Origin of the sequence: Actinoplanes sp. NPDC049598 (genome assembly GCF_040675435.1) — a bacterium.
In the GTDB taxonomy this organism is placed as follows: domain Bacteria; phylum Actinomycetota; class Actinomycetes; order Mycobacteriales; family Micromonosporaceae; genus Actinoplanes.
The window spans coordinates 292182-315679 of record NZ_JBFAOX010000011.1; the positions used below are offsets into that span (position 1 = coordinate 292182).

A 23498-nucleotide genomic window follows, 5' to 3' on the forward strand; every position below is an offset into this window, starting at 1 on the left:
GGACTAGTTGGGAACTCTCCGGACAGGGCGGACTGGTCGTACCGTCAAGAATCGGACGGTTGGCCGGTGCGGCATCGTCCGAATGGCGGAGTCGGGATACGCTTTCCACCATGGCCGGCAGCACGGGTGGGGTGAGCTCCTCAGTCATGCCTTCGCTGCCCTCGGTGACCGAGTTGGTGGCCACCGCCGACTGGTCCCGCACGGCCCTGGGCGCCCGCGACGGCTGGGATCCGGCCGTCGCCGCGACCATCGAGTTGATGCTCGGTTCGCCCATGCCCATGGCGTACAGCCACGGCGACGACTTCCTCCTGATCTACAACGACGCCTATGCCGATCTGATCGGCAGTCTGCACCCCGCCGCGCTGGGCCGCCCGGCCCCCGAGGCCTTCGGTGACCTGTGGCGGGCCCCCGGGCTGGGCGGCGCCATCGCCGAGGTCTACCGCAGCGGCGAGTCGTTCCTCGAGGCCGAGACCCAGCTGACCGTCGTGCGCGGCCCGGGCGGCCGGCCCGAGCAGGCCTTCTTCACCCGCGGGCACTCCGCGGTCCGCGACCGGCGCGGGCGGATCACCGGTGTGCTGACCGTCGCCGCCGAGACGACCCAGGTCACCCGCCGGCTGCAGAGCCTGGGCGACCTGACCGCCCGGCTGGCCGGGGCGCTGACCGTCGACGACGTGGCCCGGGTCGTGCTGGGCTACGCGTCGGCGTCGTTCGACGTCGACCACTGCGTGTTCGCCGTCGACGACGGTGGCGCCTTCCGCTATGTGCGGCGCATCCGGGGCGAGATGCTCGACGAGGCCGACGAGCGTCTGCCTCCGGTGTGGAAACGCGCCGCGGACGACCCGCGGGCCCCGCTGGTGGCCGCCGCGACCAGCGGGCAGGCGTCGTTCGTGACCGACGGCGAGCCGTTGCGGGCGGTCGCCACCGACCGGCACGAGCGGCGGGTCCGCTCGCTGGCCTCGCTGCCGTTGCGGACGGCCTCGCTGACCGGCGCCCTGACCGTCGGCTACCGCCACGCCCACACCTGGCTGCCGGCCGAGCGGGCCCTGCTCAGCGCGGCCGCGCAGCTGGTCGGGCAGGCCGCCGAGCGGGCCCGCCGGTTCGAGGCCCAGCACGGCACGGCCCAGTTGCTGCAGCGCAGCATGCTGCCGGAGCATCTGCCCGAGTTGGACACGTTCCGCATCGCGGCCCGCTACGACGTCGGGGTGGACGGCAACGCGGCCGGCGGCGACTTCTACGACGCGTTCACGCTGATCGACGGCCGGCTGGCCATGGTGCTGGGCGACGTCGCCGGGCACGACGTGCGCGCGGCGGCGGTGATGGGCCAGGTGCGGGCCGCGCTGCGGGCGATGGCGCTGACCGATCCGGCTCCGCCCAGTGTCCTGGCCGGACTGGATCGCCTGGTCGGCTCGCTGGGCGCCGAGTCGCGCAACGAGGAGATCTTCGTGACCGTCGTCTACGGGGTGCTCGACCCGGCCGACGGCACGATCACCATGGCCAGCGCGGGTCACCCGCCACCGGTGCTGCGCCGGGCCGGGGTGGCCGGCGGGATGCCGGCGGCCGAGCTGGTCAAGGTGCCGCCGGGGGCGCCGCTGGGGCTGGGCGGGCGCTGGCAGACCGGTCAGGTGCGGCTGGAGCCGGGCGACACGATCCTGATGTTCAGCGACGGGGTGGTGGAGCGCCGCGGCCGGGCCCTCAACGACGGGCTGGACGCGCTGGTCGCGGTGACCGCGGCCGCCGCCAGCGGCGACCCGCGCAACCTGTGCGCCCTGGCCACCACGGCCGTGCCGGGCTCGACTGACGACGATGTGGCCGTGCTCGCGGTGGAGCACGCGGTCGCGATGAGCCGGTCGGCCACGATGCTGGTGCCGGCCGAGCCGACCGGCCCCTCCCGCGTACGGCAGTGGATGTCGACCCGCCTTCGTGAGTGGAGCCTGCCCGATTCGGTGATCGGCGCCGCCATCCTGTGCACGAGCGAACTGACCACCAACGCGCTGCTGCACGCGGGCACCCCGGCCCAGGTGCACATCGACCTGAACGCCGAGCGGCTGCTGGTCTCGGTGGCCGACACCGGCACCCGCGGGACGGTCATCCGGGCCCACACCGACACGATGAGCAGTCGTGGCCGCGGCCTCGGTTTGATTGAAGAGTTGAGCGATTCGTGGGGCACCGACCCGTCGGTGCGGGGCTCCACGGTGTGGTTCGAGATGCTCGTTCCGGGGCGGAGCGCTCCCACGGCCGGCGACTCACCAGCAGATTAACGATCACGTTACGTGTGACGTACAGACGGTCACCTTCCGTAGTGGAAAGCCGTTCTAAAGCGGACATTGAACCCCGGGGTAGTGACAGCGCGTATTCACTGCCGTAGAGTCACCCTGAAATCGGGGACGTCCACGTTGGAGCGGTATATGCGGATCAGAGGCTTTGCGCCGTCGACCCCCTGCTGGGTGGAGCTCACCACGTCCGACCCGGACGCGGCTGCCGGTTTCTACGGCGGGCTCTTCGGCTGGCAGCTCGACGGCGATCGATTCACGCTCGACGGCCGGGCGGTCGCCGGGCTCGCCCGGAGCCGGCCGGACCGGCCCGAGGGCTGGCTGACCTATCTGGCCGCCCCCGATCTCGAGGGCACGGCCGGGCGGGTCACGCAGGCGTACGGCAAGGCATTGACCTGGCCCGAGGAGCGCATCGGGGCCCGCAGCGCGATCGTCGCGGACGGGGCCGGCGCGGTCTTCGGGCTGTGGCAGGCGGCCGGCTTCGCGGGCATGCAGGAGCGCGGCGAGCCGGGCACGATGGCCTGGGCCGACCTGCTCACCGACGACGTGGCCACGGCGACGTCGTTCTACGCGCAGGTGTTCGGCTGGACCCTGACCCACGAGTTCGGCAGCGGTGAGTGGCTGACCGAGGCCCACGACTCGGTGGCCGGCCTGATCACCGGCCGCTACGGGGCCCGCTGGCAGCCGTCGTTCCAGGTGGCCGACACCTCGGCCGCGATCGACCGGGTGGCCGGGCTGGGCGGGCGCGTGGTGAACGGGCCGGCCGAGATGGGGCTGGGCTGCTCGGCCGAGATCGTCGACCCGTTCGGGGCCGCGTTCGCGGTCACCGCGCCGGTCCAGCGCGAGGTCAAGCTCGATGTCGCCTACAACGACATCATCGGCATGGAGTTGACGTACGGCGGGTAAGAGAACAGGCGTTCGAAGGAGGAGACCTGATGTCGACGAACGCCGAGAAAGATCCGTCGGACTGGACCACCGGTGACGAGCCGGCGACCGGCGCCCAGGAGTCGTACCTCAACACCCTCGCCACCGAGGCGAAGGAAGAGGTGCCGGAGGGCCTGACCAAGGCCGAGGCGTCGGAGAAGATCGACGAGTTGCAGGAGAAGACCGGCCGCGGCCGCTGAATTTTGCGAAGGCCGGCCCTCGTGCGTTGGGGGCCGGCCTTCTTTTCGCCCTACGCGTCAACCCCGGTTGACAATCGGGGAGCGTCAACGTAAGTTGACAGCATGACCGAAGCAACCGATCTAGCCGCGGCGGCGAGCAGCGCCGATCCCCGGGTCGGGCTGCGCGCCGTCGTGGCCCTGCGCCGCCTGCTCGAGGGCCTGGAGCATCTGCAGGTGGCCAACGCCCGCCGCAAGGGCTGGTCCTGGCAGGAGATCGCCGACGCGCTCGAGGTGACCCGCCAGGGCGTCCACAAGAAGCACGCGCGCACCATGCCGGCGCCGGACCCACGGGAGGACTGAGATGTTCGAGCGATTCACCACCGAGGCGCGTGCGGTCGTCGTCCGGGCCCAGGTCGAGGCGCGCGAGCTCGGCCACGGCCACATCGGCACCGAGCACGTGCTGATCTCCCTGATCGCCGATCCGGACGGGCCGGTCGCCTCGGCCCTGGCCGAGTGGGGGGTCACCGCCGAGGCGGTGCGCGACGAGGCGCGCCGCCGGGTCGAGCACACCCCGCCCCTGTCACCGGTCGACACCGACGCCGAGGACGCGGCGGCGCTCAAGGCGATCGGGATCGACCTGGACGCCGTACGGGCCGCGATCGAGCAGAACTTCGGCGCCGGCGCCCTGAAGCTTCCCCGCCCCGCGCCCAAGAAGCGAGGGCTGTTCGGCCGCTTCTACGCCGGCAGCAACCACGTCCCCTTCACCAAGCGCAACAAGAAGGTGCTGGAGTTGTCGCTGCGCGAGGCGATCCGGCTCGACCAGAAGTTCATCGCCCCCGAGCACATCGCGCTGGGCCTGATCCGCGAGGGCGAGGGCCTGGCCATGCTGATCCTCAAGGAGCGGGGGGTCGACTTCGACCGCCTGCGCGACGAGCTCACACGCTCGCTCAAGGCCCAGGCCGCCTAGTCAGCGGTAGTAGAGCCGCAGCTGGTGCCCGTCGGCCGTGCGGTGCCAGCCCACGTCGCCCAGCGCCTCCACGTCGGGCCGCCGGGTGAGCCACTCGGCGGCCATGGCGAAAGCCTCGGCCGGTGTCCGCCCGATGAAGACGACCCGGCGCTCCCACTCCTCGTAGACGGTGGGCGCGCCGGTCACGGCCCGGGTGCCCCGCGGGCCGGTGACCACCGCCGTGGGGCCGATCCGCCGCCCGTTGCGGACGCCCTGGACGAACCAGTCGTTGACGGTCTCGTCGTGCTCGACGGTCCACCCGTCGAGCCGCCCGATGTCATCGGCGATGATCCGCCGGGCCCGGTCGAGCGCGGCGTCGAGCGTGGCGAAGTCGATGTCCTCGCCGTTGTACTCGACCCGGTACGCCATGCACCGAGATGTTAATGCAGATCAACCCCGGTGGTGCCGCTCGAAGACCAGCCGCCAGGCCTCGGAGTCGTCGCCCGCGGCCCGGTCGCCGAACGGCGGGATCTCGCCGCCCGCGGCCGCGGTCAGGAAGCTGCCCGGCTCCAGCAGGCCGCTGTGCCATTTGCCGGCCCACTTGACGAGGCCCTCGTGGCAGCCCGGGTTCCACGCCCACAACCAGTCGATCATGTCGTCGGCCCGCTGCCACAACCGCCCGGGCTCGGCGAGGGCGAACCGTCCCGAGAACGCCTTGAAGGCCTGTGGGTCCCTGAGCTGGGCGGTGAAGGCGGCGGCCTGGGTGCCGAGGACATAGGCCGTACGCTCGGCCAGCCGATCCCGGTTGACGGAGGTGTCCGGCACCCCGGCCGCCTCGAGGACGTCCCCGTAGAACGTCGGGTGCAGGGCCGGAACGGCCCGCGGCCGATGCCGTACGACCAGGTCGTTGATCTGCTGGGCGAGCGCCGCCGCGGCGGCCCGGTCGGCCAGGTGCAGCCGTACGCCCGCCTGGTGCGCCACGAGCACCGCGAAGCCCTTGTTCTCCTCCAGGTAGGCGCTGGAGAGAGCCGTGACGTCGGTCGCCAGCACGAGCTCGCGGCCGCCCCGGCGCATGCTCAGCAGCCGGCGGCCCGCCACGACCAGGGTCCCGTCGTAGGTGAGCTCGTCGACTGCGACGGCCAGCACCGGCTCGCCGGGGGTCAGCGCCGCCCGGATCCCGTCCTGCCCTTTCGCCACGATCTTGCGCGATCGCCCGCCGGTGCGCAGCGCACCGGCCAAGGCCTGGTCGAGCGGCTCGTCCGTCCGGAACAGTCCCATGCGCCGCACGGTACTGAGATCTCGTGTGCGCCCTGGTCAGCCGAACGACCCATTCATTCTGGTCAATCAGTGGCGGGCAGTCGCAGGCGCATGGCCGGGTCGCGGGTGCGGCGGAAGCCCAGCGACTCGTAGAGCGGTTCGCCCTCGCTGGAGGCGCGCAGGTCGACCCGGTGGACGCCGCGCGCACGGAACCAGTCGAGCAGGGCCGTCAGGCAGGCCCGCGAGTGGCCGCGGCGGCGCTCCGCGGGCTCGGTGACCACGCTGAAGACGTAGCCCACCCGGCCTTCTGGATCGCTCGGGCCGCCGAGGCGCTGCTCGATGGTGCCCACTGCGCAGGCGGCGAGGCCTCCGCCCTCCTTGTCCACGACGAAGGCGGTGAGGGTGGACTCCGGGTCGGCGAGCCGGTCGACCAGGGTCTGCCGGGCCGGCTCGCGCCACTCGTCGTCCCAGGCGACGCTGCGCTCGAGGCCCTGCAACATCATGGCGCGGAGGCGGACCAGCTCGACGGCATCCCCGGGGCGGGCTTGGCGTACGGACACGCGGCTCATCCTAGGCGCAGGTTGTTGTTTCAGATTTGAAAGAGATAGACTGCTTGTCATGGCCGAACCGCTGAACGACGCCGAGGCGCTCGCCTGGCGCACCTTCATCGAGAGCTCGTGGGCCCTGCACACCCACCTCGAGGACGAGCTGCGCGCGGACACCGGTCTCAGCATGAACGATTACCACGTCCTCGTGGTCCTGTCCGAGGCTCCCGAGCATCGCCTGCGCATGGGTGAGCTGGCCGGCCGTCTCGTCTTCTCCCCGAGCCGCATCACCTACCAGATCAGCTCCATGGTCAAGCGCGGCCTGGTCCGCAAGCAGCCCTGTCCCGAGGACGGCCGCGGCCAGGAGGCCGTGCTCACCGCCGACGGCCTGGCCGCGCTCGAGGCCGCCGCCCCCATGCATCTGGTCACCGTCCGGGACAGCTTCATCGACCGGCTCGACCCGGACGAGCTCGCCGTCATCACCCGCGTCTTCAGCAAAGTCAGAAAGGCCTGAGATGCCCGCCATCACCGTCGACGACGTTCTCGTCCTGCCCCGCCTGCCGCGACTCGACCCCACCGCCACCGTCCGCCCGGTCCGGCGGCTGACCACCGCCCCCCAGGGGTACGAGGGTGAGGGCTTCCCGGTCCGGCGCGCGTTCGCCGGCGTACCGCTCGAGGAACTTGACCCGTTCGTCCACCTGGACCAGATGGGTGAGGTCGACTACGCGCCGGGCGAGCCCAAGGGCACCCCGTGGCACCCGCACCGCGGCTTCGAGACCGTCACCTACATGATCGACGGCATCATGGACCACCAGGACTCCCTCGGTGGCGGCGGCACGATCACCAACGGCGACACGCAGTGGATGACCGCCGCCCGCGGCATCCTGCACATCGAGGCCCCGCCGGAGCAGCTGGTCATGAGCGGCGGGCTGTTCCACGGGCTGCAGCTGTGGGTCAACCTCCCCGCGGCCGCCAAGATGATCGACCCGAAGTACCAGGACATCCGGGGCAAGGAGTCGGCCCTGCTGACGACCCCCGACGGCGGCAGCCTGATCCGCGTCATCGCGGGCGAGGTGGCCGGGCACAGCGGCCCCGGCTCCACCTTCACCCCGATCAACCTGGCCCACGTCACGCTGCAGCCCGGCGCCCGGCTCGACCTGCCGTGGCAGCGCACCTACAACGCCCTGGTCTACGTCCTGTCCGGCCGCGGCACCGTCGGCGCCGACCAGCGGCCCCTCCAGACGGGCCAGCTCGCCACCCACGGCGCCGGCGACGCCGTCCGGGTCGACGCCCACGACGAGATGGAGCTGTTCATCATGGGCGGCCGCCCGATCGGCGAGCCGGTCGCCATGTACGGCCCGTTCGTCATGAACACCAAGGCCGAGCTCAAGCAGGCGTTCGAGGACTTCCAGAAGGGCCGGCTGGGTGTCGTCCCGGCCGGCCGCGTCCCCCACTCCTAGATCTTGCGGTCCCGCTGGGCGATCCCCTGCGGGCCGTACGGGTACTCACCGACGACCGGGGTGCTCGCCTCGGTGAGCAGCTCCGTCTCCTTCTCCGACAGGTGCAGGCCGGCGGCACCCAGGTTGTCGTCGAGCTGCTCGAGGGTGCGGGCGCCGAGGATCACCGAGGTGACCGCCGGCCGGTCGGCCAGCCAGGCCAGCGCCACCTGCGACATCGACACCCCCCGCCCGTCGGCCACCTGGCGCACCGCGTCGAGGATGTTCCAGGTGCGGGTGTCGGAGTTCCGCGGGCCGTACGCCTCCATGCCGCGCCCCGGGTCCTCACCGAGCCGGGTGGCGCCGGTCGGCGTGCTGTCCCGCTGGTACTTGCCGGTGAGCCAGCCCCCGCCCAGCGGCGACCAGGGCAGAATGCCGATGTTCTCGTTGCGGCACACGTCCACCAGCTCGAACTCGATCTCCCGGACCAGCAGGTTGTACTGCGGCTGCAGGGTGACGATCGGGGCCAGCCCGCGCAGCTGGGTCAGCAGCGCCGCCTTCTGCAACTGCCACCCGAGGAAGTTGCTCACCCCCACGTACCGGATCTTCCCGGCCCGTACGGCATCGTCGAAGAACGCCAGCGACTCCTCGATCGGCGTCAGCGGATCCCAGGCGTGCGCCTGATACAGGTCGATCGTCTCCACCCCCAGCCGCCGCAGGCTGGCATCCAGCGCCCGAGCCAGATTGACCCGGCTCAGCCCCGCCGTGTTCGGGTCGTCCCCCATCGGGAACCGCCCCTTGGTCGCGATGACAAGCTGGTCCCGGACCCCCGCCCGAGCCGCCAGCCACCGCCCGATGACCTCCTCCGACCCACCCCGCGAGTAGACGTTGGCCGTGTCGACGAAGTTCCCCCCGACCTCCACGAACCGGTCAAGCTGGGCGTGCGACACCTCTTCACTGCTCTCATTGCCAAACGTCATCGTGCCCAGACACAGCGTCGACACGATCGTCCCGGTCCCGCCCAGCGTGCGGTACTCCATCAGCCAGCTCCTCAAACCAAAACGCCCCGGTCCTCCCCGGGCCCTGCAGTCGAGAGTTTCCTCGGCACGCCAAGACATGCCCCCGTCCCGCAAGAAGATGTGCGCGCCCTCACCGCGGCACATCACGCCCCGGTGTACGCGAAGGCCGCCCAGAACCGGGGTTCTCCGTACGGCTGCCGGCCGAGCGGCGCCGGCACGTCGGGAAGCAGGGCGGCAAGATCAGCGTGGGTCGCGTTGCGCAGCCATTGCTGGGCCCGGTTGAGAGCCACGGCCGGCTCGTCGCCGTGCACGCACCAGAACTGGTAGAAGGCGGTCATCAGGTACATGGTGGCCAGATCGTCGACCGCCCAGCCGGTGGCGATCACGCCCGCGAAGCCGATCCGAAGCAGGGCCGAAGGCAGCCCGACCACCTCGTTCGGCAAGGCCGAGCCGACCAGGTTGGTGTCACAGGCGGACAGGACGGCGAGGCGGCGTGCCTCCGGTTTCAGCTCGGCGGCCAACTCGGCCAGGGTCACCGAGCGGTCGGCGAAGAACAGCCGGCTCGCGTAGATGTCATCCGGCTCGGCGTCGCCGTGGCAGGCCAGATGCCAGACGGTGTGCCGGTCGGCGGCGGCGCGGAACTCAGCCCACGTGCACTCGTGCACCGACTTCGACGACCGGCCCGTCCAGCGGCTGGTCACCTCGATCGTCTCCCGGCCCACATGCTGCAGATGACTGCCCCAGCCGCCCGGCGCGTCGACGGCCAGGAGGGTTTGTTCGCTGGTGCGCAGCCGCTCGGCGGTGGCGCGGCAACGGGCCAGGGCACGGACGTTCGGGGCGTAGCGGATCGCCGAGTACCGGCCGAGATGCGGGTAGTCCTGGTCGAATCCGTCGGGGTGGGCCGGCTGACCGACCGCATGCAGCGGCAGCAGGTTCAGCAGGCCAACCGGAATCAGCGTGACCACCCGGCCCCGTGCGCTCATCGTGACCAGGCCGGCCAGACCGTTGAGCCACAGTTGCCGCAGGCACTGGACCATCGGGTCGGTGGCCGCGGGCTCGGTGGCGCCGGCGTCGCGAGCCCGGCGAGCGAGGGCGGTCGCCGGGCTCAGCAACTGATCGGCCAGGCCCGCAACAGTGGTTCGATCGAGATGGGGGAGATCGACGTACTGCGGGTCATGGGTGGCCGCCACCACTAGGGCGTACCCACCGGCCCGGGCTGCAGCAAGATAGACGATGGCTCCGTCGCCGGTCTGCGCGGTGATGTCCTCGTAGCCGATCTCACCCGTAGACGACGCGACGGCACGTCCCGTCTCAAGGGCGAGCACGGCCTCCCGGAAGCGGCCGGCGCGGGCCAGCCAGTACCCAGCCTCCTCGGCGTACTCCTGAGCGGCGAGCAGGACCCGGTCCCGGGCGCCGGCGCCCTCGCGGGCGGTGGCGTCCCGAGCGGCCAGCGTGACCAGGCTTTCATAAGCCTCGGCGGCGAACTCCGGTTCGTCCGTACCGGCCGCCCACTCGGCCCAGGCCATGGCCAGACGGGCCTGGGCGGCGGGGCCGCCCGGGCGGTTCGTGGCGCGGCGCCAAGCTGCATGACGCCGAGCCCCGGTGTCCCGACCGCTCAGCGCGTCGCGGGCGGCGGCCACCTCCTGGCGCAGCAGGTGATCTCCGGAGCGCCGGGCCAGCCGGGGCGCGTCCTCGAGGTCGCTGTCGGAGCTGAGTGCTCGAATCAGGAGCAGCCGGGCGAGGGGGCCGTCGGCCGGCGTCTTGCGGCCCCACCATCGCAGGCCGAATCGGCGGCCGACGCGGCACAGCTCGATACCGCGGTCCAGATCCTCCCGGGCCACCAGCAGGCCGAGCGTGGCCAGGACCGCCGGCTGTTGATCGGTCAGCTCGCCGGCGGCGGCCTCCAGTTCGCCGCGCAGGATGTGGCGCCTGGCGCGGAGCAGACCGGATCCGCGCCGGGCGATCAGGTCGTCCAGTGGACCGAAATCGTCGTGCAGATCGGCCCGCTCGATCGCCGCGTCCGCCTCGGAATCGCCGAGCGGGGGCAGGCCCTCGACCCGCGCCGCCCGGGTGCGCCGGATCGCCGCCCGGAAGCGGACCCGGTCGCGCACCTCCCGGATGCGCTGGAAGCCCCGCTCATGATGGTCCATCAACACGTTGGGGGCCCGCTCCGCGACATCGCGCATCACGGCGTCCACCTCGGCCTCGCGCGGATGACCGACGAAGGAGTCCTGTCGGAGCAGGCGGATGCACATCGAGAGGAACTCGCGCGCCTCGAAGCGCCGCTGGCTGTCGTCATCGACGTCGCGGGTGTCGATCAGCGGATGACGCTCGAGCACGTAGTCGACCGCCACTGCGAAGTCCTCGAACACCGCAGCTGCCCCGACCATCTCGACCGCCATGAAGGGGGAGGCGACCGTCCGCCAGGCCCGCCACGCGTCACGTCGCTCGGCTTCGTCGCCGTACAGGCCAGCGTCCTGGTACTCCCAAACGAGGATGTGGAACTCGATGTACTTCCGGAATTCAGGGTCGGGCTCGTGCGCCGCCTCGAACCGAAGTCGATAGATCTTCGCGTCGTGCTCCCACGGCTGAGCGAACCAGGGGTCGGCCGGATGCCCGCACTCGGGACAGCGGTACGGCCAGAATCGCGGTGGAACCTCCGCGCTCGCCTGGCACTTGCCGTGCAGGCACCGCCAGCCGCGCACCCGGGCGCCCCGTGGTGACACATAACCGTATGACGTTCGCGGCATACCGGTCTCTGACGGACCGTCCGTCAGAGACGGCCATGAGACTGTTTCGCCGGGAATCCCGGTCTCGTTTCCCCGCCGACATGGTTCCGTGGCTGGAGAACTTCGGCCGGCGCTGGCTCGATACGCACAACAGCCGGGTCGACCCGGCCGACATGTGGGAACGGGTCGCGATCTTCATCGAGCAGGAGAAGAGCGACCGGGAGGGTTTCCTGGCCGATCTGGCGGCGCTGGTCGCCGACGACCGCGGTGGGTTCGCGACGCTCGGCGCCGCGGCTCTCGTCTGGGAGCTCTACAGCGACGAAGCGCTGCGTATCCCCGGGGCGCTCGTGCTCGTCGACGCCGGTATCGCCGTCAAGCGGGCGCGTGGTCTGCCCACGGCCGCTCTCACCGGGTATGAGATGCAGCGTCTCCACCATGTCGACGGGGGTACCGGGCCGTGAGGAGGGTCGGTCTTCGCCGGCGCGTCAAGGCTGGCGGCTCAGGGTCAGTTGGCAGTGGCGCGGCGCTGAGGTGGATCTCAACCCGGGGCGCTGCGACTCTGCCGCCGAGCCCCCGGCCACCCGAGCCACTCAGGGTCGAGGTGGACTCGCCGCCTTCGGTAGGACCGCGATCGTCCGGGAACCTGCTACCAAGGTCTGATGATGTTGCTGTTTCCCCAGGATGTCGTGCGTTCTCGGCGCGTCGATGCGCACTTCGCCGATGAGGCTGCGGCGGCGCGGGCGGCCGGGCTGCGGGTCGCGCTGGTCGACCACGACGCGCTGGCCGCGGGTGACGCGGCGAGCGTGCCGGGTGATGCGGCGGACGCGGTCTATCGCGGATGGATGCTCACGAGCGCGGCCTATGCCGGCCTGGCCGGGCGGGCCGGTCTGCGGACGAGCGCCGAGCAGTACCGGCGGGCCCACGAGCTGCCCGGCTGGTACGAGGGGCTCGCGCCCTTCACGCCCGAGTCGGCCTGGACTGTCGGGGACGGGCGGGCCGGCTTCGATGAGGCTCGGGCGGCGTTGCGGGGCAGCGGGCCGGCGGTTCTGCGGGACTACACGAAGTCGATGAAGCATTACTGGCACGAGGCCGCGTACATCCCGGATCTGGCCGATGCCGGCAAGGCGTGGGCCGTGGCGCGGCGGTTCCGGGAGTTGCGGGGTGACGATTTCGCCGGCGGCTTCGTGCTGCGGCGGTTCGAGGAGTTCGCCGGGCCGGAGGCCCGGACGTGGTGGGTCGGCGGCGAGTGCCGCCTGGTCACGGCTCATCCGGACAGTCCGGGCGAGCAGCCGTACGGCGTGGAGGTGTCTTTCCTGCGGGAAGCCGTCGCGGCGTTGGGGCTGCCGTTCGTGACCCTCGATATCGTGCGGCGCGCGGACGGGCAGTGGCGGGTCGTCGAGCTCGGCGACGGTCAGGTGAGCGACCGGCCCTCCTCGACGCCGGCCGAGGACTTCCTGGCCGCGATCCGCTGACCAGCGGGCACCGCGATCGGCGGAACCCTGCTAGGAAAGGCGGGTGACCGACAAACAGCGCGAGGTCTGGGACCGGTCCGCGCCCCGGTACGACGGGCAGATCGCGTTCCTCGAGCGGCACTGGTTCGCCGGCGGCCGGGAGTGGATCGGGGCGCGGGCGAGCGGGCGGGTCCTCGAGGTGGCCGCCGGCACCGGGCGTCAGCTGGCCTACTACGGCGAGGACGTCACGGTCACCGGGCTGGATCTGAGCCCGGAGATGCTGGCGATCGCGCAGCGCAAGGGGATGAAGACGGTCGAGGGTGACGCCGAGGATCTGCCCTTCGACGACGAAAGCTTCGACACGGTGGTGTGCGCGCTGGGCCTCTGCACGATCCCCGATCCGATCGCGGCCGTCGGCGAGATGAAGCGGGTCCTGATGCCGGGCGGCGATCTGCTGTTGCTCGACCACGTCGGCAGCAGCTGGCCTCCGGTCCGGGCCGCGCAGTGGGTGCTGGAACGCCTCACGATCCCGCTGGCCGGCGAGCACTTCACCCGGCGGCAGCTTCCCCTCGTACGGCACGCCGGTTTTGACATTGTGGAGTCCCAGCGCCTGAAGGCCGGCACGGTCGAGCGTGTCCACGCGCGGAAATCATGAAAGGGTCGGGGTATGAGCTTGGTCGAGCGGTTCGCGGATCTGGTGGTTCGGGTGGGCGTCAACGTGCAGCCGGGGCAGGGGGTGGTGGTCCGCAGCGACACGGCCCACCTGGAGATCGCCCGGGCCGTGGTCGCGGCGGCGTACCAGGCCGGGGCGGGCTGGGTCGAGGTGGACTGGGAGGACGGGCCGATCCGGCGGGCGGCGGTCGACCATCAGGAGCTGGAACGGCTGACGGCGAGCCGGCCGTGGGCGCTGGAGCGCATCGACTGGTGGCGCAAGCAGGGTGTGGCGACGATCCGGCTGATGGGTGACGCCGACCCGCATCTGCTCGACGGGGCCGACCCGGCCAAGGCGGCCGCTTTTCCGCTGGAGGAGAGCCAGGCCATGCGGCGGGCGCTGTTCGACGGCATCCGGTGGACCGCGGTGGGCGCGCCCAACCCGGGCTGGGCGCAGCAGATCTTCGGCGAGCCCGACCTGGAACGGCTGTGGCAGGCCGTGGGCACGGCGATGCGGCTCGACGAGGACGACCCGGTCACGGCCTGGCGCGAGCGGTCGGCCACGCTCGGCGAGCGGGCGCGGCAGCTCGACGAGCTGGAACTGACCGAGGTGCGGTACGTGGGTGAGGGCACCGACCTGACCGTGGGGCTGCCGCCGCGCACCCGCTGGACGGGTGGCGGCCTGGTCGACGCGGCCGGCGTGGAGTACCTGCCGAACATCCCCACCGAGGAGGTCTTCACCAGCCCCGACAAGACCCGGGCGGACGGGGTCATCCGGCTGACCAAGCCGCTGGTGCTGAGCGGCGCGCTGGTCACCGGACTGAAGGTCACGTTCGCGGGCGGGCGGGTCACCGAGGTCACCGCCGATTCCGGGGCCGAGGTCGTACGGGCCCAGCTCGACTCCGATCCGGGGGCGCGTTCGCTGGGTGAGGTGTCGCTGGTCGACCGGGACAGCCGGATCGCCCAGGCCGGGATCGTCTTCCACAACACGCTGTTCGACGAGAACGCGGGCTGTCACGTGGCGTGGGGTCAGAGCTTCCCGTTCGCCATCGACGGCGGCCTGGCCATGTCGGAGCAGCAGCGGGCCGACGCCGGCCTGAACATGTCGAGCGTGCACACCGACGTGGTGATCGGCGGCGACGGCATCACGGTGACCGGGCGCGGCCCGAAGGGCACGGTGGACATCATCCGGGACGACCAATGGGTCTTGTGACGGCCGCGTACGACGAGATCGCCGACTGGTACGAGAAGGACTTTCTGCCGCGATCGCGGCCGGGGGACCCGATCGGGGTCCAGCAGCAGCTCGACGACCTGCTCGGCCGTGGTGCGGGTCCGGTGCTGGAGGTCGGGTGCGGTACGGGGATTCACGCCGAGCAGATTCGCGGGCTGGGGTGGGCGCCGCTGGGCGTGGACCTGTCGGCGCGCATGCTGGCGTACGGCAAGGGTCGTCTGCCCGTCGCTCAGGGTGACGCCACCCGCCTGCCCGTGCGCGACGCGGCCGTGGAAGTCGTGGTGGCCCTGATGGTGCATACCGATATGCCGGACTACCCGGGGGTCCTGCGGGAGATCGCGCGCGTCCTGAAACCCGGCGGACGGCTCGTCCACATCGGGGTGCATCCGGCGTTCTGCGGGGGTTTCGCCGACCGGACCGATCCGGCGGCGGTGATCATCGAGCCGGGCTACCTGGACGGGCAGTGGACCCGGCATTCGTGGACGACCGAGGGGGTACGCAATCGGGTCGGCGCCGCGCACTATCCGCTGCCCAAGCTGTTCGGCGCGGTGCTGGCGGCGGGGCTGACGCTGACGGGTTTCGCCGAGGGTGGATCACCGGTCCCGACCACGCTGTCGTTCACGGCGACAAAGATCACCTAGGCCATGAAGAGCATCGCTCCCACGCCCAGCAGGACGATCATCAGGACCGCGATGAGCAGGCCCTTCTCCGCCGCGGCGGCGGTCTCGGTCGGGGTGACGGTGGTGGTCAGCGGCTCACTGCTCATGAGTGGTCCCTCCAGTCGGGGTGCGCGTTCCGGCGAGCGGGCATAGGTTGTTGGACGTGCCGTTGCCTGACTGGTTCCTCAGTGCGCAGGAGCGTGACAACCCGGAGTCCTCCATACCCACCTGGGTCGCCGGAAACGCGGCTGAACCGCTAATTCACGGTAAAGCCTATTTTGACCGCCTGGTAACGGAGGTTGAAAGCCTCCAAGAGGGTGACCACCTGTTCTTCACGGACTGGCGGGGCGACCCGGACGAGCGGATGCGCGACGAGGGGCCGACGATCGTCGAGCTGTTCAGCGCGGCCGCCAAGCGCGGGGTGATCGTCAAGGGTCTGCTCTGGCGCTCGCACGTCGACAAGCTCGCGTACAGCGAGGAGGAGAACCGCAACCTCGGCGACGAGATCGAGGCGGCCGGCGGCGAGGTGCTGCTCGACCAGCGGGTCCGGCGCGGCGGCTCGCACCACCAGAAGCTGGTCATCCTGCGGCACCCGGGAGCGCCGGAGAAGGACATCGCCTTCGCCGGCGGGATCGACCTGTGCCACAGCCGCCGCGACGACGCCGAGCACCTGGGCGATCCGCAGCCGGTGGCGATGGCCAAGGCGTACGGCAAGACCCCGCCCTGGCACGACGTGCAGGTCGCGCTGCGCGGGCCGGTGGTGGGCGCGCTCGACCTGACGTTCCGGGAGCGCTGGAACGATCCGGTGCCGCTGGATCAGAACGGCCCCATCTCCACCGTCACCGACAAGCTCAAGGGCGCCGATCTGCGGGCCGACCGCCTGCCCGAGCAGCCGCCCGACCCGCCCGAGTGCGGGCCGCTGAACATCCAGGTGCTGCGGACCTATCCGGCGATGCGCCCGCCGTACGGCTTCGCGCCCAACGGTGAGCAGACGATCGCCCGCGGCTACACCAAGGCGATCAAGCGGGCCAAGCGGCTGATCTACCTGGAGGACCAGTACCTGTGGTCGGCCGAGGTGGCGCAGCTGTTCGCCGACGCGCTCAAGGCCAACCCCGAGCTGCACCTGATCGCGGTCGTGCCGCGGCACCCGGACGTGGACGGCCGGTTCGCCCTGCCGCCGAACGAGGTCGGCCGCGAGAAGGCGATCAACCTGTGCCGGATGGCCGCGCCCGACCGCGTGCACGTCTTCGACCTGGAGAACAAGGAGGGCACGCCGATCTACGTGCACGCCAAGGTGTGCGTGATCGACGACGTCTGGTGCAGCGTGGGCAGCGACAACTTCAACCGGCGGTCGTGGACCCACGACAGCGAGCTCTCCAACGCCATCTTCGACGACACGCCCGACGAGCGGGAGCCGCGCGACCCGGCCGGGCTCGGTGACGGCGCCCGCCGCTTCCCGCGCGACCTCCGGCTCGCCCTGACCCGCGAACACCTCGACCGCGACTCCGACGACGACCTGATCGACCCGGCCGCGGTGGTCCGGGAGATGGAAGCCGCCGCCGAACGTCTCAAGAAATGGCACGACGAGGGGCAGAAAGGCCCGCGTCCGCCGGGACAGCTCCGGACGCACGAGACGTCGAGGCTGCCGTGGTACCAGCGGCTGTGGGCGGAGCCGGCCTACCGGCTCATATACGACCCGGACGGGCGCTCACTCAGCGACCGCCGGGCGAATCGATGGTGAGGGTCCGCCGGCAGTCGGCCATCACCGACTCCGACGCGATGACGTCCCAGGACGGGAAGACCGACCGGAAGTAGTCGCCGGCCTTGGCCGCGATCTCGGGCGACCTCTCGTAGACGTCCAGCTCGTTGATGATGCTGAGGTCGGCGAAGGCCCGCAGCTGCTCCGGGGTCGGCGCCTCGGCGTGCCCGGTGAAGCGGCTCCAGACCGTGCAGGTCGACGGCAAGGCCCGCCATGTACGCCCGCGGTCGCACCCGCCGTACCGGTAGACCATGGCCTCGGCCTCGCGGCCGATCAGCCCGCGCAACTGCTGCCGGTCGGCGACGTCCAGCAGCACGACCGGGAAACCGTCGGTGCCGTACGCGGCGTGGGTGAGCGCCGCCAACTGCTCGTCCTCACCGAGACCGTGCGCCTCGACCCGGTCCCGGACCCGGTTCAGGTGCTCGTAGAGCGAGCCGCCGGCATGCTCGATCGATTCGGCGTTCCGGTCCCGCAGCCAGGCGCGGACCACATCGGCACGGCTCATCGCGACAACTCCCAAGTGGACGGGACGAGGATCTCCGGGTCGCCGGCCGGCGCCAGGCCGACGCGCCAGGCCCGCATCGGGGGACGGCCGGCGGCCAGCCAGCGGTCGAGCAGGGCGGCGGCGTCGGCGGCGTACGCCCCGGCCCCGGCTCCGCCGGCCAGCACGCTGCCGTCGGGGAGAACGGCGGCGCCGCCCGTACGGCTGGGGTCGAGCAGGATCAGCGAGCTCTGCTCCCGGCGCGGCAGGGCGGCCACGCTGGTGCGGCGGTCCCAGACGCCGGCCGCATACCAGAGGTCGCGATAGGACAGCGGCTCCAGCGGCGGGTCGAAGCGGGCGGCGGTGTGCTCGGTGAACGCGGTCAACGTGCCGGGGGCGGCCAGGGCCGGCCACGGGTGGACGGCGGTGAGCGGGCCGGCGGCGATCATGAAGCCGGACGGGGTGACGACCGTGCCGATGTTGTCGCTGACCCGCAGGACGGGGTGCGTGCCGGCGTGCTCGACCGGGGCGACGACGACGTCGGCCCGCCAATGGGGCGACAGGCCGGCCACGCCGACGGTGACGATCACGCGGTCGAAGCGCTCGCCCGGCACTCCGGCATAGCCGTCACCGTGCTCCACCCGGACGGCATCGAACCCTTTCAGCGCCTCGCGGGCCCGGGCGACGACGTCGGGCTGCACGTCGATGCTGACGACCTCGGCCCCGAGCGAGGCCAGCAGGGCCGCGTTGTAGCCGGTGCCGGCGCCGATCTCCAGCACGCGGTGGCCGGGGCGCACGTCGAGAGCCTCGATCATCATGGCCATGAGCGAGGGCTGGCTGGACGAACTGACCGGCCGACGGCCGTCGACCTTGGTGACCAGCACGTCGTCGAGGTAGACGAGGTCGAGGAAATCCGGATCGGCCGGCTCGGCCCAGGTGCCGTCGCGGCGCTGGAAACCGTCGGGGACGAAAGCCTCCCGCGGCACGGCGGCGAAGGCGGCCGCCAGCTCCCGGGACAGGGACACGCCGCCCTGCCGGATCTGCTCGAGGAACCCCCGCCGGCTCACTCCCCCACGATAGAGGCGGCGGCGATGAGTGCGGCCGGGACATCTTCCGCGTGATAGGGAAATTCAGACGGTTCGATGTTGTCGAGGAAGTTGGCGCACAGGAGAGCCTCGCGCAGCGGCAGAAGCGGACGCATCAGCTCGATGGCCCGTCTCGCGCCGGATTGTCCCCAACGGTCGCACCAGGCCTCGATGACGTCCGGGTCGCTGGTCAGGCGCAGAATGTCGAAGCCGGGATGGCCGATGACACAGTCGCCCCAGTCCATGATGGTCAGCCGGTTGTTCTCGTCGGTCCGGACGTTGCCGGGGTGCAGGTCGCCGTGCAGGAGGGTGTCGGGCAGGCCGCAGTCGTTGATGGCGGCGATGCGCTCGGGCAGGCCGTCGAGGAGCTTCGACAGGCCCGGAATGTCTTCTCGGTACGGCTCGGCGACACGCAGGAAGGGCTCGGGCTTGAGCCGCGCGTCGGGAAGGTCCGGCCGGGCGGCCGGATTCTCCGCGAAATAGGCCTGTACGGGGTGGAAGGCGGCGGCGATCATGGCACAGAGCTCGGGGCCGGCGCCGTAGCGGTCCTCCCCCGGCGCGTGGGCCAGCAGCATACGGCCGTGGTCGCCGGCCGCGATCAGCTCGGGGGCGAGGCCGGGCGCCACCTCCCCGAGGAGGCGGATGACGTCCGGCTCGTGCGCGAAGAAGCGCGGGACCTGCTTGAGCCAGGCCACGGGCTCGCCGCCGGGCCCGTCGAGCCGCCAGATCGCGGAGAGGTTCCAGGTGCGCTGCTGACTCGCGGTCGTGCCGGGCAGCACACTTTGCGCCCAGGCCAGCGACTCCGCGGGCCCGTTGATCTCGGCATAGACGGCCCGCCTCGGATGCGGGGTGAGGCTGACGTCGCGCCCGGTTTTTCGGATATCTCGCGTTTTGTCGGTGGCTTGGGCGAGATAGGTGACGTGGCCGCCGGGTGGGGCGGGGCGGTCGCCATGCAGGAGGCGCAGCACCTGGATGTCGTCGCCGAAGCCGGCGACCGTCTGCCACCACGGGACCGCGGCCTCGAACGGCCCGCGCTCCCCCAGCAGATTGCCGTCCCCGTCGACCAGCACCAGCGTCACCGTTCGCGTCACACCCGTAGTATGCGTCGATGTTCGGACGCCGTGAGCGCACCCTGCCCGATCTCTGCACCGATCTCGCCGACGCCGTGATCCGGCTCGACGAGCGGGCTTCCACCAAGAGCCTGCGCGCCGTCGTGACGCGCGCGCAGCAGTCCACGCCGGACGAGCTGAGCGAAGGCCTCGTCCGCCTCTCCCCCGCCTTGGAGCAGGTCGCGCTCGGCAACGGCGGCCGGCTGGCCTCGCTGACCGCGGCCCTGATCGAGATCGGCGCCGACCCGCTGCCCGTGCTCGACGTCCTGGTCGACCGGGTGGCCGGCGGCCTGGAGCTGGCCGCCCAGTTCGGCCTGATCGCCGGCGAGCTGGGTGACGGCCTGGCCGCGCCCACCAACGCCGCCGAATACCGGGACCTGCGCGATCGTGTGGTCCGGGCCGCCCCCTCGGCCGGCCTCAGCGTCGAGGAGGCCGGCGAGATCACCCAGGCCTGGTTCACGGTCAACGACTGGATCCCGAGCCTGCTGCTCCCGCTGCAGCAGAAGCGGGCCCGCCTGGCCCTGCCCCATCGCGACCGCCTGGCCACCGCGACCGCGGCCATCGGGGACCGGATCGGCGACGCCCCCTGGCTGCACGGGCTCCTGCTGGTCCTGGACGACGAGCCGCTGCTGGTGCTGCACCGGGGGACCGGACGGGCGTACGACCTGAAGATCAGCGGCATCGGCGACAACTGCCAGCTGCACACGCTGCTGGCGGCCACGCTGATCGGCGAGGGCCGTATCCCCGGGACCCCGCCCCGGCCGGAGTGGGTGGCCGCGGCGACGACCGGCGAGATGCTGCCCGACGGCGGCATCGAGGGCCAGTTCAACCTGGTCGACGCCGCCGGCGCCTGGATCTGGAACGAGGGCCGCCCGTCCGACATCCCGCTGCTGGGCGACCACCGCGTGGTCGTGCTCGACCCCCCGCCGTACGCCCGGGGCTGGAACGCCGGCCGCGCCTACCCCCTGATGCCCCCGTCGATGACCGTGACCCGCACCCTTCTTGACGCCGAGGCCGCCGATTGGCAGCGGCGAGTGGCCCCGCCGGCCCACTTCGGCGGCGGAAGCACACCCGCATGACCACACCGGCTCACCCCGGTGGCAGCACGCCCGTATAGCCAGGCCGGCTCACTTCGGCGGCAGCGCGCCCGCGTAATCGACGGCCTCAGCGATCCAGGCGTCAAGCTCGGGGTCGTCGAGTTGATCACCCGCGACGAGGATCCAGCCCTTCATCGTGCGGCCGCCCACCTCGAACGGCCGCACGCCGGGGCGGGTCAGGGCGGCCGCGATGCCGTCCGGGCCGAGGCGGACGATCAGCTCGTCGCCGCTGACGCCGACGGTCATGTTGCCGTTGGTGAAGAAGGCGAACCCGCCGAACATCTTGCGCGACGTCATGGCCGGGTCGCCGGCCAGGCGGTCACGGAGGCGCTGGGCCAGGACCTCGTCGTACGCCATCAGGTGTGCCTCCGGAATCTCTCTTCGAGAAAACCGGCGGCGGGGCGGCCGTGCAGACGGAGGCGGGCCATTCCCCCGTCGGGGTAGATGTCGAGCCGTACGTGCGTGACCGTGGCCTCCGAGTCGATCCGGAACCGATGCGGCGTGTCCGGGGTGAGCGCCACCCGCGGCAGCAGCGGCCGCCATTCCGGCATCTCCGATCGGCCAGACAGCGAAGCCCAGCCCGGCGAGTTGCCCTTGAAGTGCGTCGTGTCCAGGTCGGCGAGCGAAATCCGCGCGGGCGCGGCGAGGCGGATCTCCACGAAATCGTTTCCGTCGTCGCGGCGGCGGGAGGTCTCCCAACCGTCGCCCATGTGCAGCGCCAGCCCCGGCATGAGCATCTTCTCCGGATGCCCGTAGAACGTGTTGCTGCAGTCCGTAACCGTTGCCCCGTAAGCAATGGCGGCCACGTCGAATTCCGGCGGCAGCAGCGACGGGTCGGGAATCGGCTCGCCATGAACCCGGAGCCGCGCCACTCCCCCGTCCGGATGAATCGTCAGGCGCACGTGGGTGAAACGACGCTCGCCGGCGACCGCGAACAGATTCCGGCTGTCTCCCTTCAGCGGCGACTTGGGCACCAGCGGAACCCAATCGGCACCGGAGAAATCGGACGGGTACCCCTCGATCGCCAGCCCGTCGACCGACGCGTAGGGCGGGAAGTTGCCCGTGAAGAAAGCCGTGTCCACATCAATGCCGCGGACGACCCCGGGCGCACCGAGCCGCACGATCGCCACGTCCGAGCCGGGTTGGCGACGCCGTCGGGTCTCCCACCCGTCGTACACCTGGCCTTTGTGGTCGAAGGTCCTGGGCGCGTGGACCGGCGGCGTGGGCAGGACGAGGTGGTCGGCCGCCGCGAAGAATTCGTCATTGGCGTAGACCACGCCGCCGCCGAAAGCGCGCGAGGCCAGATCCGGCAGCGCCACGAATTCGTCCATCAGGCGTCCTCTCGGCTCAGGAACATGCCGGCCGGGGCCGACCCGGTGACCGCGTGCCCGCGCAGCCAGGTCGTGCGGACCACGCCCAGCAGTTTCTTTCCGGCGTAGGGCGTCACAGGGTTCTTGTGATGCAGCCGGTGCGGCTCGACCACAAACGATTCCTCGGCGTCGAAGGCCACCAGATCGGCGTCGGCGCCCACCGCGATCTGTCCTTTCGCCCGCAGCCCGATCAGTTCGGCCGGCCGCCGCGCCATCCATTCCACGACGTCGCTCAGCGTGTAACCGCGGGCCCGGGCCGCCGTCCAGATCACCGGCAGTCCGAGCTGCACCGACGCAATACCGCCCCAGGCCGCCGCGAAGTCGCCGGTGTCGCGGCGCTTGAGCTCCGGCGTGCACGGCGAATGATCGCTGACCACACACGTGATCAGCCCGTCGGCCAGGGCCTGCCACAGCCGGTCGGCGTTCGCCGCGTCCCGGATCGGCGGACAGCACTTGAACTCGGTCGCCCCGTCGGCGATCGCGGCCGCGTCGAGCGTCAGGTAATGCGGGCACGTCTCGGCCGTCACCCGTACACCCTCGGCCCGCGCCGCCTCGATCAGCGGCAGCGCGCCCGCCGCCGAAAGATGCAGAATGTGCACCCGCCCGCCGGTCCGCCGCGCCGCCCCGATCGCCGTCGCCACCGCCGCGTGCTCGGCCTCCGCCGGCCGCGAGGCCAGGAAGTCCTCATAGGACGCCGACGCTTCGAACGCGTTCAAATGCGCCGGATCCTCGGCGTGCACCACGAACAGCGCATCGATCCCGGCCAGCGCCGCGGTCAGCTCCGCCCCCGACACCGGCGGGAACTCCGGCACCCCGGAGTCGGCCAGGAACGCCTTGAACCCGAACACCCCGGCCGCGTGCAGCCCCGGCAGATCCGCGTCGTTGCCCGGGATCTTCCCACCCCAGAACCCCACGTCGACGTGCGTCTGCCCCCGAGCCGCAGCCTGCTTGATCTCCAGCGCGTCGACACTGACCGTAGGCGGCAGACTGTTCAACGGCATGTCCACGATCGCCGTCACCCCACCGGCCGCCGCCGCCCGCGTCGCCGTGGCGAACCCCTCCCACTCCGTACGCCCAGGCTCGTTCACATGCACATGCGTGTCGACCAGCCCCGGCAACAGCGCCGTCTCCCCCAGGTCAGTGTCGATCCGCGCGTCATAGGCCCGGTCATACTCGTCCACCCCGACGATCCGCCCACCCTCCACGGCCACCGCTGCCGGCCGCTCCCCACCCCCAGTGACCACCCGCCGAGACCGCAGCACCAGATCGACCATGGCCAGAGCCTAACCGCCATCCCCAC

Annotated in this window: 26 protein-coding genes; 14 read left to right on the plus strand and 12 right to left on the minus strand. The window is 71.5% G+C overall.

All coding sequences use genetic code 11. The features are described from left to right. Positions 1-110: 110 nt before the first annotated feature. The 5 genes from AB0J66_RS26005 to AB0J66_RS26025 all read left to right on the plus strand — a co-directional run bounded on the left by AB0J66_RS26005 (position 111) and on the right by AB0J66_RS26025 (position 4340). On the plus strand, positions 111-2258 hold the full coding sequence (locus tag AB0J66_RS26005) for a SpoIIE family protein phosphatase (protein WP_364665453.1): 2148 nt from the start codon (positions 111-113) through the stop codon (positions 2256-2258). 147 nt (positions 2259-2405) lie between these two features. After that, positions 2406-3176 (plus strand): VOC family protein, encoded by a 771-nt coding sequence (locus AB0J66_RS26010; RefSeq protein WP_364665456.1) that lies wholly within the window; start codon positions 2406-2408, stop codon positions 3174-3176. Positions 3177-3205: 29 nt separating this feature from the next. Continuing rightward, entirely contained in the window at positions 3206-3394 is a 189-nt protein-coding gene (locus AB0J66_RS26015) for a DUF3072 domain-containing protein (RefSeq protein ID WP_364665459.1), read from the plus strand. Positions 3395-3496: 102 nt separating this feature from the next. Beyond that, positions 3497-3733 carry a helix-turn-helix domain-containing protein gene (locus tag AB0J66_RS26020; protein WP_364665462.1) on the plus strand — a complete coding sequence of 79 codons (237 nt, stop codon included), beginning with the start codon at positions 3497-3499 and terminating at the stop codon, positions 3731-3733. Between the two features lies 1 nt (position 3734). Then, a complete protein-coding gene (locus AB0J66_RS26025) occupies positions 3735-4340 on the plus strand; it encodes a Clp protease N-terminal domain-containing protein (RefSeq protein ID WP_364665464.1) in 606 nt (201 codons plus the stop codon). Here AB0J66_RS26025 and AB0J66_RS26030 read toward each other — a convergent pair whose 3' ends face one another. The 3 genes from AB0J66_RS26030 to AB0J66_RS26040 all read right to left on the minus strand — a co-directional run bounded on the left by AB0J66_RS26030 (position 4341) and on the right by AB0J66_RS26040 (position 6136). Further along, entirely contained in the window at positions 4341-4748 is a 408-nt protein-coding gene (locus tag AB0J66_RS26030; RefSeq protein WP_364665467.1) for a hypothetical protein, read from the minus strand. 21 nt (positions 4749-4769) lie between these two features. Continuing rightward, positions 4770-5597, minus strand: coding sequence for a hypothetical protein (locus tag AB0J66_RS26035; RefSeq protein ID WP_364665470.1), 828 nt, complete (start codon positions 5595-5597; stop codon positions 4770-4772). Positions 5598-5659: 62 nt separating this feature from the next. Continuing rightward, positions 5660-6136 (minus strand): GNAT family N-acetyltransferase, encoded by a 477-nt coding sequence (locus AB0J66_RS26040; RefSeq protein WP_364665472.1) that lies wholly within the window; start codon positions 6134-6136, stop codon positions 5660-5662. Between the two features lie 58 nt (positions 6137-6194). On the opposite strand from AB0J66_RS26040, the gene AB0J66_RS26045 reads away from it, so the two are divergent. Continuing rightward, positions 6195-6635, plus strand: a complete 441-nt coding sequence (locus AB0J66_RS26045; protein WP_364665474.1) for a MarR family transcriptional regulator — start codon at positions 6195-6197, stop codon at positions 6633-6635. Between the two features lies 1 nt (position 6636). Beyond that, positions 6637-7581, plus strand: coding sequence for a pirin family protein (locus AB0J66_RS26050; protein ID WP_364665477.1), 945 nt, complete (start codon positions 6637-6639; stop codon positions 7579-7581). Here the strand turns inward: AB0J66_RS26050 and AB0J66_RS26055 are convergent. Beyond that, the gene (locus tag AB0J66_RS26055; protein ID WP_364665480.1) at positions 7578-8597 is read right to left on the minus strand and encodes an aldo/keto reductase; all 1020 of its coding nucleotides are present in this window, start codon (positions 8595-8597) and stop codon (positions 7578-7580) included. The genes AB0J66_RS26050 and AB0J66_RS26055 overlap by 4 nt on opposite strands. Positions 8598-8719: 122 nt before the next feature. Continuing rightward, on the minus strand, positions 8720-11326 hold the full coding sequence (locus AB0J66_RS26060; protein ID WP_364665482.1) for a CHAT domain-containing protein: 2607 nt from the start codon (positions 11324-11326) through the stop codon (positions 8720-8722). Between the two features lie 35 nt (positions 11327-11361). On the opposite strand from AB0J66_RS26060, the gene AB0J66_RS26065 reads away from it, so the two are divergent. The 5 genes from AB0J66_RS26065 to AB0J66_RS26085 all read left to right on the plus strand — a co-directional run bounded on the left by AB0J66_RS26065 (position 11362) and on the right by AB0J66_RS26085 (position 15279). Beyond that, positions 11362-11766: a hypothetical protein gene (locus AB0J66_RS26065; protein ID WP_364665485.1), complete on the plus strand. Its 405-nt coding sequence runs from the start codon at positions 11362-11364 to the stop codon at positions 11764-11766. 201 nt (positions 11767-11967) lie between these two features. After that, positions 11968-12777 (plus strand): ATP-grasp domain-containing protein, encoded by an 810-nt coding sequence (locus AB0J66_RS26070; RefSeq protein ID WP_364665488.1) that lies wholly within the window; start codon positions 11968-11970, stop codon positions 12775-12777. 43 nt (positions 12778-12820) lie between these two features. Beyond that, entirely contained in the window at positions 12821-13411 is a 591-nt protein-coding gene (locus AB0J66_RS26075; RefSeq protein ID WP_364665491.1) for a methyltransferase domain-containing protein, read from the plus strand. A gap of 12 nt (positions 13412-13423) precedes the next feature. Continuing rightward, positions 13424-14620 carry an aminopeptidase gene (locus tag AB0J66_RS26080; protein ID WP_364665493.1) on the plus strand — a complete coding sequence of 399 codons (1197 nt, stop codon included), beginning with the start codon at positions 13424-13426 and terminating at the stop codon, positions 14618-14620. Next, positions 14608-15279 (plus strand): class I SAM-dependent methyltransferase, encoded by a 672-nt coding sequence (locus tag AB0J66_RS26085; RefSeq protein ID WP_364665495.1) that lies wholly within the window; start codon positions 14608-14610, stop codon positions 15277-15279. Before AB0J66_RS26080 ends, AB0J66_RS26085 begins: the two co-directional genes overlap by 13 nt. Here the strand turns inward: AB0J66_RS26085 and AB0J66_RS26090 are convergent. Then, complete coding sequence (locus tag AB0J66_RS26090) at positions 15276-15404, minus strand: hypothetical protein (protein ID WP_364665498.1); 129 nt, start codon at positions 15402-15404, stop codon at positions 15276-15278. The genes AB0J66_RS26085 and AB0J66_RS26090 overlap by 4 nt on opposite strands. Before the next feature lie 56 nt (positions 15405-15460). On the opposite strand from AB0J66_RS26090, the gene AB0J66_RS26095 reads away from it, so the two are divergent. Next, a complete protein-coding gene (locus AB0J66_RS26095) occupies positions 15461-17038 on the plus strand; it encodes a phospholipase D family protein (protein WP_364665500.1) in 1578 nt (525 codons plus the stop codon). Here the strand turns inward: AB0J66_RS26095 and AB0J66_RS26100 are convergent. The 3 genes from AB0J66_RS26100 to AB0J66_RS26110 are packed head-to-tail and all read right to left on the minus strand — an operon-like array spanning position 17010 to position 19713. Then, complete coding sequence (locus AB0J66_RS26100; protein ID WP_364665503.1) at positions 17010-17561, minus strand: DUF6817 domain-containing protein; 552 nt, start codon at positions 17559-17561, stop codon at positions 17010-17012. The genes AB0J66_RS26095 and AB0J66_RS26100 overlap by 29 nt on opposite strands. After that, the gene (locus tag AB0J66_RS26105; protein WP_364665506.1) at positions 17558-18604 is read right to left on the minus strand and encodes a methyltransferase domain-containing protein; all 1047 of its coding nucleotides are present in this window, start codon (positions 18602-18604) and stop codon (positions 17558-17560) included. Before AB0J66_RS26105 ends, AB0J66_RS26100 begins: the two co-directional genes overlap by 4 nt. Next, positions 18601-19713: an aminoglycoside phosphotransferase family protein gene (locus AB0J66_RS26110; RefSeq protein ID WP_364665508.1), complete on the minus strand. Its 1113-nt coding sequence runs from the start codon at positions 19711-19713 to the stop codon at positions 18601-18603. Before AB0J66_RS26110 ends, AB0J66_RS26105 begins: the two co-directional genes overlap by 4 nt. A gap of 17 nt (positions 19714-19730) precedes the next feature. Here AB0J66_RS26110 and AB0J66_RS26115 point away from each other — a divergent pair, with 17 nt between their 5' ends. Next, positions 19731-20810: a hypothetical protein gene (locus AB0J66_RS26115; RefSeq protein WP_364665511.1), complete on the plus strand. Its 1080-nt coding sequence runs from the start codon at positions 19731-19733 to the stop codon at positions 20808-20810. Between the two features lie 48 nt (positions 20811-20858). On the opposite strand, the gene AB0J66_RS26120 is transcribed toward AB0J66_RS26115, so the two are convergent. The 3 genes from AB0J66_RS26120 to allB are packed head-to-tail and all read right to left on the minus strand — an operon-like array spanning position 20859 to position 23472. Beyond that, complete coding sequence (locus AB0J66_RS26120) at positions 20859-21185, minus strand: TfoX/Sxy family protein (protein ID WP_364665514.1); 327 nt, start codon at positions 21183-21185, stop codon at positions 20859-20861. Further along, complete coding sequence (alc, locus tag AB0J66_RS26125) at positions 21185-22159, minus strand: allantoicase (protein ID WP_364665517.1); 975 nt, start codon at positions 22157-22159, stop codon at positions 21185-21187. The genes AB0J66_RS26120 and alc overlap by 1 nt, the downstream gene beginning before the upstream one ends. Further along, entirely contained in the window at positions 22159-23472 is a 1314-nt protein-coding gene (gene allB / locus AB0J66_RS26130) for an allantoinase AllB (protein ID WP_364665519.1), read from the minus strand. The genes alc and allB overlap by 1 nt, the downstream gene beginning before the upstream one ends. Positions 23473-23498: the final 26 nt, after the last annotated feature.